The sequence below is a fragment of the Hamadaea sp. genome, from assembly GCF_013362815.1.
GTDB lineage: Bacteria > Actinomycetota > Actinomycetes > Mycobacteriales > Micromonosporaceae > Hamadaea.
In genome coordinates, this window is the sequence record NZ_JABFVK010000029.1 from 1 (window position 1) to 13,422 (window position 13,422).

Here is a 13,422-nt window from a genome sequence, read left to right on the forward strand (position 1 = left end):
ACTCATCGCCCTGATCCGACTCCACCTCGGCGGATACGAAATCACCCTTCCCGGCCGAACCTGACCCACACATACAGCACAAGAGCCACTATCGGGCATGATCAATCGGCGTGTCGTGTCCCGATGGCCCTGATCGTTCCCGCGAAAGCATGATCAGCACCCCGTCGAGGGACGGCGCGGGCGGCGCAGTGACCCGGGAGACGGCGTACGTCTAGACTGCGGTGGTTGCGCGGGAGTGGCGGAATTGGCAGACGCCCCGGTTTTAGGTACCGGTGCCTTCGGGCGTGGGGGTTCGAGTCCCCCCTTCCGCACTATTCGAGCAGCTCGGCGCCATGCGTCGCGAACAGCTCACGAAGGTCGCCTCGATCCGGCGCATGAAGCGAGAACGATGTTCGACCCGGTCGGCGCCAGTATCCGTCTGGCGAGGCTCGCGTTGTGCACGTCCAGCGACATCCCCCGAACGGTAGCAACAGAATTCGGTCGCGCGGGTTCACGCGATCCGAAAGGCTGCCGAGGTGGCAGTCGTATACCTCGTCCAGCACGCCGAAAAGCAGTCCGAGCCGGGCGATCCGCCACTGACCGATCGCGGCCGCGAGCAGGCGATCCGGACCGCCGAGCTGCTGCGGCAGCACAACGTCTGCGCCGTCTACAGCAGTCCGCTCATACGCGCGATGCAGACCGCTCAGCCCATCGCCGAAGCCGTCGGCGTCGAGGTACGCCCTGATCGGCGGCTGGCCGAGCGGATGAACTGGGACGGCCGGCAGCCGCTTGCGGAGTTCCTCGCGGAATGGGAACGGGCGACGCGCGTACGCGATTTCGTGCCGTCCTCCGGTGATTCGTCGCATCGGACCGCCGCCCGGATGATCGCGTTCCTGCAGTCTGTTACCGAGGCGCGTGGCCCCGTCGTCGCAGTGAGCCACGGCGGTGCCACCTCCGACATGCTGCGTACGCTTCTCGGGGATGACGCCGTTCCGAGGTCCCTGCTGGAGAAGGGCGTCCCCGCATGTGCGATCACTACGCTGGAGGAATCACGAGTACTCCACATTGCCCAGACGGCACACCTGCTATGAACCGTGCATTCCGGCTCGAACGTCATGACGTCGTCTCCGGCCGGCTGGCCGCTCTATCCGACCAGCAGCTCATGGCCATGCTCGGCGAAGCCACCCCGGGTGCTGTCGGCATCGGCGGGGCTACGGCGACCGTCGACGTCGATGGCGTACGGGTCTTCGTGAAGCAGGTGCCGCTCACAGATCTCGAGCGACAGCCCGAGCACGTGGGATCCACGGCGAATTTGTTCGACCTGCCGATGTACTACCACTATGGGCTCGGCTCGGCTGGTTTCGGCGTGTGGCGCGAAGTAGCGGTGCACACCATGACGACGCGCTGGGTATTGGCGGACGAGTTCGCCGGCTTCCCGCTCGTGTATCACTGGCGAGTGCTTCCGCGTTCGCCGGTGACGCCGGACCCGGAAGACAACGAACGAATAGTCGCGCGGTGGGGCGGTTCGACGGCGGTACGCAGGCGGCTCACTGCGATCGATCAGGCTTCCGCCAGCGTGGCACTGTTCATGGAGCACATTCCGTACTCGGTGCACTCCTGGCTGACTGAGCAGACGGCTGTCGGAGGGCAGACCGCCGCCGTGGCGTACCAGATGGTGGAGCGAGAGATCAACGCGGGCATCGCGTTCATGGGTTCCCGCGGCCTGGCGCACTTCGACGCGCATTTCCTCAATCTGCTGACCGATGGCGATCGCGTGTACTTCGCGGACTTCGGGCTGGCGATGAGCGACACGTTCGATCTCGAGCCGGCTGAGCGCTCGTTCCTTCGCGAGCATGCCGGCTATGACCGTGGTCATTCGGCGACCCATTTCACCCACTGGCTGATCAGCAATCTGGCTGGAGTGCCCTGGGGAGAGGCCGACGACCACCTTCGCGCGCACGCCGGTGGCCTGGACCTGCCGGAGATTGCCGCCGGCATCGTCGGGCGGAATCGCGACGTCGCCGTCACGATGGGCCGGTTCTATCGTGATCTCCGGACGGTGGGCTTGGAGACACCCTTCCCAGCGGAGGAGCTTGCCACGATGGAACGGCGAGCTGACGGAAGCTAGCTGAAGGTGCGGTCGAATCGGGGTAGCGTCGGCCGGCGTTCGCTCGCCCAATGCGCCTAGCTGTCGAAGCTCGGCGGCGGTGGCGGGACCGGAGCATAGGTGAGTTACCCGCGCCGGGTAGGTCGACAGTCAGAAACAGCGTGGGCGTGGATCTCACCGGCACACGGTGCCAGTCCGTCTCGTCGCTTGCCGACCGGGTTTCCCTGGCCCGGCGGACGCCTACACCGTCCGATATCGACGGTGCGCTTCAAGATCGGTATAGTACGCCCGCACCGGCCCATAAGGAGCGTAGTCAACGGCGGTCCAGGCCGAGCAGACGTCCGATCTGGAGGTTCCGAAGCTTGAAAGCACGTGTCTTCTCCGCACTGACGGCACTGTCCGTCGTGGGCGCGGTCCTGACCCTGTCCGACAGGCCCGCGGCCGCGGATCCGCCCTGGCCGACCGCACCACCGGCCGCGATCTGCGGCAACGCCGGCGTCCTGACCGGGCCTTCCGCTCCGCCGACCGGCGCCATCACCGTCCCGGCCGGGGACAACAGCGCCTTCGACTTCAACCAGCCCGGCGCGACGTTCTGGTTCGCGCCCGGAACGCACACCCTCGCCGACGATCTCTACGGCCAGATCAGCGCCAAGCCCGGCACCAGCTACATCGGCGGTCCCGGCGCGATCCTCGACGGCCGGAACATCAACTTGTACGCCTTCACCGGCGACGTTGCGGGCGTGACCATCAAGTATTTGACGGTGAAGAACTTCGGCCGTGGTTTGGACAACCAGAACGAAGGCGTCGTCAACCACGACTCCGGTTCGAACTGGGTGATCCAGTACAACACCGTGATCGACAACGACGGAGCGGGCGTCTTCCTCGGCAGCGGCGACATCGTGTCCTACAACTGTCTGAAGGACAACGGGCAGTACGGCTTCAGCATGTTCAAGATGCCGATCGAGGGTGACTCGGCGATCAAGAACATCGTCTTGGACCACAACGAGATCGCCGGCAACAACACCGACGACTGGGAGAGCCGGATCTCCGGCTGCGGCTGTACGGGCGGCGGCAAATTCTGGGATGTCAACGGCGCGACCGTGACCAACAACTACGTGCACGACAACAAGAGCACGGGCCTCTGGGCGGACACGAACAACATCGACTTCCTGTTCGAGGGCAACTTCATCGACCACAACGACGGTGAAGGCATCTGGTACGAGATCAGCTACAACGCCACGATGCGCAACAACACCCTGACGCGTAACGCCTGGGTGAGCGGCAACAACAACCTGGGCTCGCCCGGGCCGGCCATCTACCTGTCGGAGTCGGGCGGCGACGCGCGCCTGGCGAGCACGGTGAGCGGGGCTGCCGCCATCCGCATCTACGACAACCTGATCCAGGACAACTTCTCCGGTGTCTCGATCTACGAGAACGCCAACCGGTTCTGCAATTCCAACGGCAACACCAGCACGGGGTATTGCACGCCGTTCATCACGCCGACGCTCATCCCCGAGCCGCACGACAGCGCGTACGCGAACCCGATCAACAACACCCATCCCTGCTTCACGAACATCACGAGCGAGCCATATCTGACCGATTGCCGGTGGCACGCCAAGAACATCGAGGTCAGGAACAACGAGTTCCGCTTCGACAGCTCCGTCGTCCCCTGCGCCGGCAGCTACTGCGGCGTACAGGCGCTGATGGCGACCGGTGCGGACAACTTGCTGTGGTCTCCGTACACCGTCGCCGGCGTACAGAACGCCGTGATGTTCACCAACAACAACTCGTTCCACGACAACCAGTACTTCGGCAACTGGCGATTCGCGAAGGCGTACGGCGACACGATCGCGTTCAACGCGTGGCGTACCGCACCGTTCAATCAGGATGCGGGCAGCACGTTCGACGGTGACCAGGGCGGTACGCCCTCGAATCCCTCGGCCAGTGACCTGGACGCGGACACGGCGACGTTGGAAGGGTCGATCGGCCAGTGGCAGGACTGGTACGCAGAAACCGCGTCGCGTTCGGCCGATGCGAAGCACAGTGGCAGCTACGGCTTGCGAGTCGACGTGACCGCAGCGAACGGCTGGGGTGTGCAGACCGGCAACTGGCCTGGTTTCGCGTCCTCCCCGGGCATCAAGAAGATCAGCCTGTGGGGCAAGCTCGGGTCGGGGACGAACCTTCAGCCCAAGATGACGGTCAAGTGGCTGGACGCGAGCGCGGCAGTGTTGCGATCCGACGAGGTAGTGCTGCCGGTACTGACCACTACGTGGCAGTCGGCCTCGGCGCTCGTCGACGCCCCAGTGGGAACCGCTAACGCACTAGTGGCGCTCCACGGCGCGGGCAGTGCCGGTGACTACCTGTACTTGGACGATTTCGTCGTCGGCAACGCGCCGAACCTCCTGGACGCCGACACGGCGGGAGCCGGATCGACCGTCGGACAGTGGCAGTCCTGGTACTCCGCGAACGTCGCCGCCGTTACGCAGGAGGCGCACTCCGGCTCCGGCAGTCTCTGCGTCACGGTCACGGATTCTTGGGGCTGGGCGCTGTCGCTCGCCAATTGGCCGGGCTTCACGACCGGAGCCGGAGCCAAGCGCATCAGCTTCTGGGGCAAGCAGGGAGCCGGGTCCGTTGCGAGTGTGACACTGCGGGTGAAGTGGCTGGATGCGAGCCAGACACTGCTGCAGACCGACCTCGTGCCGATCACCGCATTGAGCACGAGTTGGCAGCAGGCGACCAGCGACGTCACCGCCCCTACCGGTACGGCGACCGCGCTCCTCGAGATCTACAGCACCTCGGGTGCTCCGAACGACAGCCTCTACCTGGACGACCTGTTGATCACGGATGTTGTGTGACCAGCTGACCGGCTGACCGTCGGCACCAGCGAGATCCTGGTGCCGACGGTCGGCAAACCCTCAATGGCCGCCGGGAGCCCCGTGGGCGCTGTTGTCCGCCCGCGCCGGGAGCAGCAACGCCGTGATGATCACGCCGACGGACAGCACCACGCCGATGATGAACGCGAGCCGCATGCCGTCCAGATTGGCGGCCACCGTCGCGACGCCTTGTGCCTTCAACGAGTCGGCTCGCGCGCTCATCACCGTGATCACGAGCGCAGTCCCGAAAGCCGCTGCGACCTGCTGCAGAGTGCCCAGGATCGAGCTGCCGTGCGAGTAAAGGGCCGGCGGAACCGCGCCGAGGCCCAAGGTGAAGACCGGCGTGAAGGTGGCGGCGAGGCCCACCATCAGCAACGCGTGCAGCCCGAGGAGCTGCCAGTAGGGCATGGTCATGGAGACCTGGGTGAATCCGGCGAGTGACGCGGTGATCGCGATCGCGCCGGGGATGACCAGGACCCGGCCGCCGAACTTGTCGAACAGGCGGCCCACGGTCGGCCCGAGCAGGCCCATCGCCAGACCGCCGGGCATCACGAGCAGCCCGGTCTGCAGGGCGGTGAGCTCGCGTACGTTCTGCAGGTAGAGCGGCAGCAGGATCATCGAGCCGAGCATCGCCATGAAGGCGACCGACATCAGGGTCAGCCCGACCGTGTAGGTCCGGTGCTTGAGCGTACGCAGATCCATCAACGGCGTACCGGTCTTCTGCAGCGACAGCTGGCGGAAGACGAAGACGGCGATGCAGGCCAGACCGGCACCGACGATGCCCGTGGCCAGCCCGACGTTGCCACCCTGAAACCGGCTGAGCCCGTAGACCAGGCCGCCGAACCCGAGCGCGGCGAGCGCGACGCTCATCCAGTCGATGGTGCTGACCTGCGGCTCGCCCACGTTCTTGAGCTGCCGCATCCCGCCCCAGGTGATCAGCCCGGCGATGGGCAGCACCACGGCGAAGAGCAAGCGCCAGGACCCGAAGTTGAGGATCACTCCCGCGATCGCCGGGCCCATGGCGGGCGCGACCGAGATGGCCAGGGTGACGTTGCCCATCACCTTGCCGCGGTCCTGCTCCGGCACCACGTGCATGAGGGTGGTCATCAGCAGCGGCATCATCACCGCTGTGCCGGAAGCTTGAATGATGCGCGCGCCGAGGAGCACGCCGAAGGTCGGCGCGACGATGGCCAGCGCAGTGCCGAGGAGGAACAGACCCATAGCCGTGGCGTATGCGGTGCGAGTGGACACGCGCTGCAAGAACCAGCCCGTGATCGGGATGACCGCCGCCATGGTCAGCATGAAGGCGGTCGACAGCCATTGCGCGGTCTGCTCGGTGATGCTCAACGCGGTCATCAGCCTCGGGATCGCGTTGATCATGATCGTCTCGTTGAGGATGACGACGAACGTCGCCAGCACGAGCAGGCGAATCACCGGAGGCGTGCGACCCGAGATCGTGGAAGGCGTGGGGATGACAGGTGACTCAAGCTGCTGGACAGGCACGGTACCTCGATCAGAGTTGTCGGTCAGAACATGGTCGGCGGTCGTGCTGACAATCGTTGCCATACCAAGACTGACGGAACCCACCGACAAAACTCATCGGCCGTGCCCGTGCCAATTCCCGATCAGGTGATGTCGCGGCGGCGGTTGAGCACGATGCCGATGGCGCCGGCGACGACCGACCAGCCGGTCAGGACCAGTACGCCGACCCACCACGACGCAGCCTCCGGGTACAGCTTCTCCGGCGAGACCATGACCTGCGAGGCGATGGAGGGCATGACGACGGCGGAGGTCAGCACCCAGTCGCCGTGGATGAGATAGGCCCGGATCAGGTTGAACACGCCGATCCCGCCGATGAAGCCGCCGAGGTAGATCAGCATCGCGGTGACGACCACCCCGATCTGGCTGTGGATCAGCGTACCGAGCCCGAAGCCGAGCAGTGCCCAGAGCAGGTACGCGACCAGGTTGAAGATGATCGCCCGTTGCACCGGCCATTCGGTCAGCGAGTTGGTCAGCCCGATGTTGTGGAAGAAGATCAGGCCGGCCACGAAGGACAGCGCCCGCGACAGGAGCCAGAAGAAGAGACCGAGGCCGAGCACTGCCAGCAGCTTGCCGAACACCACCCGCGTACGCTGCGGGGTCGTCAGAAACGTGGCGGTCGCAGTCTGATACTGGAACTCGTTCGTGATGACGAGGGCGCCCATCAGCATCACCAACAGCAGGCCGAAGAACTGACCGCTGGTGAAGATGTTCCCGGCCGCGGTTGTCGCCTGGAGATGCAGATCGTGCAGCTGAGCGAACTCGGCTTGGGCCTGGGCGAGCTCAGCCGCACTCAGGCCGCGGCCCGGTCGGAACACCGCAGCGGTGTCGCGTGCCCGGGAGATGTGCTCGGCGGCCTCGGCCATGTTGATCCATAGCGCCAGCCCGGTGAACGCGGTCGAGGCGATGCCGAACAGCCACCACGCGTTGGTGGTGGCGATCTTGCGGATCTCGCTGCGGACGAGCCGGAGCCCCGGCACGCCGACGTGCGGAATCACCGGCCGGTCCGCGGCCTGCGGCGGTTGGAGGGTCGCGGTCATCGGATGTCTGCCTTTCCGGCCGTCAGCTGGAGGAACACGTTCTCGAGGTCGGGGCGCTCCACGGTCAGCTCGTGGATCTCAGCACCCACCCGAAGGGCAGCAGCGCCGATCGTTGGCCCGTCCGCGCCGACGATGCGGAGCGCGCCGCCGTCGATCGGCGAAGCCGTGACCGTCGAGCCGAGCTCCGCGATGAGCGCCTCCGGAGACGGCGTACGCACAAGCATCTGCGCACCGCCCGCCGAATCGATGACCTCGGCGACCGGACCCTGCCGGACCAGCTTCCCCGCCGCGATGATCACTACGTCGTCGGCGAGGAGCTCCATTTCGGAGAGCAGATGGCTGGACACGAGAACGGTCCGGCCCTCGTCCGCGAGCGACCTGAGCAGGTCCCGCATCCAGCGGATGCCTTCCGGGTCCAGCCCGTTCGCCGGCTCGTCCAGGATGAGCACGTCCGGATCGCCGAGCAGCGCCGCGGCGATGCCCAGTCGCTGTCGCATGCCGAGCGAGTACCCCTTGAACTTGCGATCCGCGGCCGGTGTCAGCCCGACCGCCGTGAGCACGTCGTCGGCGCGGCTGATCGGTATCCCCGCCGCGTCGCACAACATGCGCAGGTGATTGCGGCCGGTGCGGCCCCGGTGCGCGCCCGACGCCTCCAGGAGCCCGCCGACCTTGCGGATCGGATCGACGAGGTCGGCGTAGCGCCGGCCGCCGATCGTCGCCGACCCCGCTGTGGGCCGGACCAGGTTCAGCACCATACGCAGCGTCGTCGTCTTCCCCGCGCCGTTCGGCCCCAGGAAACCGGTGACCCGGCCGGGGCTCACGGCGAACGACAAGTCGTCGACCGCGCGCACGTTCTTGTAGACCTTGGTCAGTCCCTCGACTGCGATTCCACCGTCGGCCATCGACCAGCTCCCCGGATCGTCAATACATAGAAGCGTCATGCATCGTAGTTCTAGGTATTGAATCCGCGCAAGCTGCTCAGCGAAGGATCGCCTCGACGAAGTCGGCGCCCAGCCTGGCGCAGACCATGAGATCCAGCTGGTAGAGCACGTACCGGCCGCGTCGGCTCGTCGTCAGCAACCCGGCCTGTTTGAGCACGGCCAGGTGCCGGGAAACCTCGGGCGGCGTCAGCTGCCACGCTTCGGCGAGCTCGCCGGTGGTGTGCGAGCCGCGGGCCAGGGTGCGCGCGAGGCGTCGCCGCACGGGGTGCGCAAGCGCGTCGATCCGCTGCTGCACGAGGTCCAGCGGCACGGGATGAGGCAGGCTCGCGTCGGCCACCGGGTACTGGATCACCGGCCGCCAGCCGGGCGCATGCACCACCAGCAGGTGGGGACGCCCGAAGGCCGTGGGGATGAAGGTCATTCCGCTGTTGTACGCAGTGGTCGCGTCGTCCTGAAGCTTGTCGATGACGATCCGGTCGCCGTGTAGTGAGACCGACGGGGAGATCGCGTCGAGCATCGCCGGGAGTCCATGGCGCGCGAGCAGATCCGCCTTCTGGCGGGAGTCGGCCGCCAGCTGATGCTGCACCCGCGCCCAGGAATCCGCGAAGAACGCCTGCTCGGAGTCCTCGAGCAGGCGACGTACCCAAGCGCGTACCCGGGGCGGATCGGCGAGCAGGCGCTCGGCGAACTCGGCCTGCCGCGGACCACGGGCCAACGCCAGCTCGAGTGCCTTCTCGCGGGAGAACAGCCGGTGCAACGGCGTCGAACCGCAACTAGTGGTGATCAGCGCCGCGAACACATACGTCTCGTCGTCGAGCCGATCGATCTCGTCCAGCTCCTCGGCCAGCGTGGCCCGTGGCCTGCCGGGCACGAAGAAGTCGGCCCGCGACGACCGCCAGAGAAAGTCCGCCTCGATCAAGCGTTCGCTGAGCTCCGGCTTCAGCGAGGCGGAGGTGGCCGCGATCCAGCCGTGGAGTGCCGGGTGATGAGCCGGTTCGGAGAGCGCGTGCAGCATCGCCGTCAGCTCCGCCAACGGAGATGGCGCGAAGACGAAGCGCTCCGGCGGGACGCCGGTGATGTCGATCGAGAGGGCCACGCCGCCAATGATGCTCCGGTACGCGACGCGGCGGCCCGTCGATTGACGATCTCCGTCAACCCGCGGGCGTCCCCGGCTCCACGTGCGGAGAGTCGACTGCGTGCGGAGATATCTGGTGGCCCTGATGGTCGATTCGGTGGGCGGCGGGATGTTACGCCCATTCCTGCTGCTGTACGGAGTGACGGTGCTCGGGTTGGGAGTCGGCGAGGCGGGCATCGCGTTGTCGGCAGGCTTACTGGCGGGACTCGGCGTACTCCCGTTCCTGGGACGCTGGATCGACCACGGCGCGCGGTCGATGGCGGTCGCAGCGACATTGTTCGTACGCGTCGTCGGCGTGACGGCGCTGTTGACGGGACGCGGATTCGTCGCCTTCGCCGTGGCGTCAGTGCTGCTGGGCGTCGGCGGTCAGGCCTTCCCAGCTGCGCACGCGGCCGTGATCGCGGCGCTCAAGCAGGGGCGCGACCGGGACGCCGCGCTCGCCATGACGCGATCGGTACGCAACGCGGGAATGGGCGTGGGTGCGCTCCTCGCGACGATCGCCGTGGCCGGGGGCGGACGGCGTCTGAACGAGATCCTGATCGTCACTTCCCTGGCCTTCCTCGCCGCCGGGCTGCTAGCGCTCTCGACGAGAGTCACCGCCGGGGAGATCCGTCACGATCCCAGCCTCCACCAAGCACCTGGTATGGCCCGGCTGCTCGTCGCCAACCTGCCCTTCGCCATGTGCTTCAGTGTGCTCGAGGTGGTGCTTCCGGCACTCCTGGTGACCAGGATGCAGGCGGACACTGCCTGGCCGGCCGCGCTTTTCGTGGGCAACACGGTGCTCGTGATCCTTTGCCAGGTGCCCATCGTCAAGCGGCTGTCGACCTGGGCCCGCAGTACGGTCTTCGCCGCTTCGGGGTTCGTGCTGGCGTTGTCCTATCTGGGCTTCTGGTGGGGCGAAACGATGGGCGCGATCGCCGTCGCCGCAGTCGGCGTCGTCTACACGATGGGCGAGATCCTCTACACCGGAAGCGGAACCGCCCTGGTGATCGCGAGTACGCCGCCCGCACAACTGGGCCGTGCACTGGTGCGCTTCCAGCTCTCCACCGGACTCGGCATGGCTTTCGCTCCGGCTGCCCTGACCGCTCTACTGGAGATCGGCCCAGGCGTACTGTGGCCCAGCCTCAGCGTGGCCACCCTTGCCGGGTCGCTCGCCATCGCCTGGCGGCGTCCTGCTCTGCCAACGCCCCGCCCGATCCACGTCGCCGCCGTTTCCGGCCACAGCGTCGCCGCGACACGGGACAATGTCGGGGTGAGCAGAAAGGCAGCCACATGACCTTCGAGCTGAGCCTCGACGTCGCCGCGCCACCGGCCAGGGTGTTCGACTTCGTCGCCGACTTCACCACGACTCCGCAGTGGTACTCCGCAGTGAAGCGTGTCGAGCGCGTCGAAGGAGCGGGCGGCCTCGGCACCCGATACGAGGTGCACCGGGACTTACCCGGCGGAGCTGCGGTCAACGATGTGGCGATCACCAGCTACGCAGACGGTGACGAGGTCACGTTCACGTCGCTTAGCGGGCCGACTCCATTCGTCTACCGCTATCGGGTACAGCCCACGGCCGGCGCGACGCGACTCGTCCTGGAAGGCACGATCAGCGGCTCCGGGCTCTCCGGCCCAGCCTCCCTGCTCGCGCCGCTGGCTGAGCGGCTTTTCAAGCGCGGGATGCGGGACAACCTCGGCACGCTGAAGCGCCTCCTGGAGCGATAGCAACGCTCCGCTAGCCGAGATCCGACGCAACGGCGGCACGCGGACGTCCGTCTGCTCAGTGGACGTTCACGACGACCTTGCCGAGAGCGTGTCCCTCGCCCACCCAGGCCAGCGCCTGGGGCACCTCGTCGAGGGTGAAGGTGCGGTCGACGTGGATGCGAAGATCGCCGGCTACGCAGAGCTCGGCAATCGGCTCGAAGTGCGTCGGCCCCTCCTTGACAGCGAGTACGCCCAGTCGGCGGTGCGTGAGCAGGCCCATCACCGAGCCGATCGTCAGTACGCGCAGCAGCGCACGTACCGATCCGCCCACGCATCGATAACGGCCACCGGGAGCCAATGCCCGCCGGTATGCGAACACCGACCGGTGCGCGACCAGGTCGAGGATGAGATCGTAGGGGCCGCTGCGGGTGAAGTCTTCGCCGCGGTAGTCGATCACCCGGTCCGCGCCGACCGATCGCATGAAGTCGAGCTTGTCGGCGTTGTCGACGCCGGTCACCTCAGCGCCGAGTCGCTTGGCCAGCTGGATCGCGAACGAACCCGAGCCGCCACCGGCACCGTTGATCAGGACTCGTTGTCCAGCCGTGGTGCCGTCGACGCCCTGCCGCGCGATGACGCCCGCTTGCGGAATCGTCGACGCCTCGGTGAACGTCAACGCCGAGGGCTTATGGGCCAGCGCCGATTCCGGGGCGATCGCGTACTCGGCGAAGCCGCCCTTGAGCATGAGGTTGTCGCCGTACACCTCGTCACCTGGCCGGAACCGAGAGACGGTTGGGCCGACCGCGTCGACCCAACCGGCGATGTCCGAGCCGAGAATCCGGCGTGCCGGAAAGCGCAGACCGCCGATGCGTGAATACAGCGGCGAGCCTCGTAGGGTCTCCCAATCGCTGAGATTGACCGAGGTCGCCGCGACCTTGACGAGCACCTGCCCGACGCCCGGAGCCGGCCGGGGAACGTTCTCGATCCGCAGCACATCCGGCAGCCCGTAACGGTCGTACACGACCGCCCTCATCGACATACCAATCCCTCCGGACCTAGCAGCCTCCCGTCATCAGTAGCACGTCGACACAAGGAGCCTGCGGCTCGCCGCGACTTCGGAATCTTCGTCTTCGTCCGCTAGCGATCGTGACCGCCGGGCAATGTGAGAATGGCTTCCTCGGTAGGGCCTCCACGCCCGTTGGCGTACGACACTTCGCTGCCGACCACCCGGAAGCCGGCCATCTCCAGTACGCGCAATGAGCCCACGTTGTCACTGGCGGCGCGGGCGAACAGCGGCCGGACGGCCACCTGAGGCAGGAACAGCTTGAGAGCCCGGCTGGCCACGCCCTGTCCCCACCGGGCGCGATCCACCCAGTAGGTGATTTCGGTGTCGCCTTCCATGACGAAGCTGCTGATCGTGCCCACCAACGCGCCGTCGCAGGTGATCACGCGAAACATCACCTCGGGGTTGGCCCGTATTTTGCGCAGATGCGCCTCGAATGCTGCCCGATCATTCGGATCTTGCGCGGTGAAGGCTGCCATCTCCACCGCTTCCGGATCGCGCATCATCTCGAAGATCTCGTCGTGGTCGGCGTCCTCGACCGGCCGCAGATCGATGGTTGACATCTATCAACTCCTCTTAGTCTACGTGCGTATATTATCTACACGTGCATACTATACCGAGAACTGATCTTGCCGCTCTCCTGCTACCGGTCTGGAAGGCCGTCCTCGCGATGGAGACCGACGTGGCCAGGGTGCACGGCCTGAGTCATTGGGGATACATCATCCTCATCACCGTGCGGGACAGCCCCGGTATGAACCAGCTTGAGCTGGCCAAGGCGATCGGACACGACAAGAACCGGATCGCGCGCGACCTTGACGCACTCGAGGGAGCAGGACTGCTCGGCCGTACGGCTGACCCCAACGACCGCCGGGCAAACCGGCTGCATCTCACCACCGACGGCCTGCACCGGGCGCTCGCCGCGCAAGCCGAGCTGCACCAGCGAGAGGATCAGATGATGGCCGACCTGACCACCGAACATCGGGCGGCATTCACCCAAACGCTCCGCACGCTCGCCGCAAGAACACGAGCGATCCCCGATGACTAGCGATTGCTCCGACCGGC

General features: G+C 66.5%; 12 protein-coding genes and 1 tRNA gene. 7 read left to right on the forward strand and 6 right to left on the reverse strand.

Features of this window, described 5'->3' with window-relative positions; genetic code table 11:
• The first annotated feature begins 229 nt into the window (after positions 1-229).
• The 4 genes from HOV77_RS15810 to HOV77_RS15825 all read left to right on the forward strand — a co-directional run bounded on the left by HOV77_RS15810 (position 230) and on the right by HOV77_RS15825 (position 4,941).
• Positions 230-311, forward strand: a tRNA-Leu gene (locus HOV77_RS15810).
• Between the two features lie 204 nt (positions 312-515).
• Positions 516-1,070 carry a histidine phosphatase family protein gene (locus HOV77_RS15815; protein ID WP_290862926.1) on the forward strand — a complete coding sequence of 185 codons (555 nt, stop codon included), beginning with the start codon at positions 516-518 and terminating at the stop codon, positions 1,068-1,070.
• A complete protein-coding gene (locus tag HOV77_RS15820; protein ID WP_290862928.1) occupies positions 1,067-2,107 on the forward strand; it encodes a serine/threonine protein phosphatase in 1,041 nt (346 codons plus the stop codon). Before HOV77_RS15815 ends, HOV77_RS15820 begins: the two co-directional genes overlap by 4 nt.
• Before the next feature lie 341 nt (positions 2,108-2,448).
• Entirely contained in the window at positions 2,449-4,941 is a 2,493-nt protein-coding gene (locus tag HOV77_RS15825) for a right-handed parallel beta-helix repeat-containing protein (protein ID WP_290862930.1), read from the forward strand.
• A 60-nt stretch (positions 4,942-5,001) separates the two neighbouring features.
• On the opposite strand, the gene HOV77_RS15830 is transcribed toward HOV77_RS15825, so the two are convergent.
• From HOV77_RS15830 to HOV77_RS15845, 4 genes are all read right to left on the reverse strand, one after another.
• Entirely contained in the window at positions 5,002-6,393 is a 1,392-nt protein-coding gene (locus tag HOV77_RS15830) for an MDR family MFS transporter (protein WP_290862931.1), read from the reverse strand.
• 191 nt (positions 6,394-6,584) lie between these two features.
• Positions 6,585-7,538, reverse strand: coding sequence for an ABC transporter permease (locus tag HOV77_RS15835; RefSeq protein ID WP_290862932.1), 954 nt, complete (start codon positions 7,536-7,538; stop codon positions 6,585-6,587).
• Positions 7,535-8,440 (reverse strand): ATP-binding cassette domain-containing protein, encoded by a 906-nt coding sequence (locus HOV77_RS15840; RefSeq protein WP_290862934.1) that lies wholly within the window; start codon positions 8,438-8,440, stop codon positions 7,535-7,537. Before HOV77_RS15840 ends, HOV77_RS15835 begins: the two co-directional genes overlap by 4 nt.
• 76 nt (positions 8,441-8,516) lie before the next feature.
• Positions 8,517-9,575 carry a DUF5937 family protein gene (locus HOV77_RS15845; RefSeq protein WP_290862936.1) on the reverse strand — a complete coding sequence of 353 codons (1,059 nt, stop codon included), beginning with the start codon at positions 9,573-9,575 and terminating at the stop codon, positions 8,517-8,519.
• Between the two features lie 100 nt (positions 9,576-9,675).
• Here HOV77_RS15845 and HOV77_RS15850 point away from each other — a divergent pair, with 100 nt between their 5' ends.
• Positions 9,676-10,890 (forward strand): MFS transporter, encoded by a 1,215-nt coding sequence (locus HOV77_RS15850; protein WP_290862938.1) that lies wholly within the window; start codon positions 9,676-9,678, stop codon positions 10,888-10,890.
• On the forward strand, positions 10,887-11,321 hold the full coding sequence (locus tag HOV77_RS15855; protein WP_290862939.1) for an SRPBCC family protein: 435 nt from the start codon (positions 10,887-10,889) through the stop codon (positions 11,319-11,321). The genes HOV77_RS15850 and HOV77_RS15855 overlap by 4 nt, the downstream gene beginning before the upstream one ends.
• A gap of 55 nt (positions 11,322-11,376) precedes the next feature.
• Here the strand turns inward: HOV77_RS15855 and HOV77_RS15860 are convergent, their stop codons facing one another.
• On the reverse strand, positions 11,377-12,330 hold the full coding sequence (locus HOV77_RS15860) for an NAD(P)-dependent alcohol dehydrogenase (RefSeq protein WP_290862942.1): 954 nt from the start codon (positions 12,328-12,330) through the stop codon (positions 11,377-11,379).
• 104 nt (positions 12,331-12,434) lie between these two features.
• Positions 12,435-12,923 carry a GNAT family N-acetyltransferase gene (locus tag HOV77_RS15865; protein ID WP_290862944.1) on the reverse strand — a complete coding sequence of 163 codons (489 nt, stop codon included), beginning with the start codon at positions 12,921-12,923 and terminating at the stop codon, positions 12,435-12,437.
• 107 nt (positions 12,924-13,030) lie between these two features.
• Here HOV77_RS15865 and HOV77_RS15870 point away from each other — a divergent pair, with 107 nt between their 5' ends.
• Complete coding sequence (locus tag HOV77_RS15870; RefSeq protein ID WP_290862946.1) at positions 13,031-13,405, forward strand: MarR family transcriptional regulator; 375 nt, start codon at positions 13,031-13,033, stop codon at positions 13,403-13,405.
• Positions 13,406-13,422 lie beyond the last annotated feature (17 nt).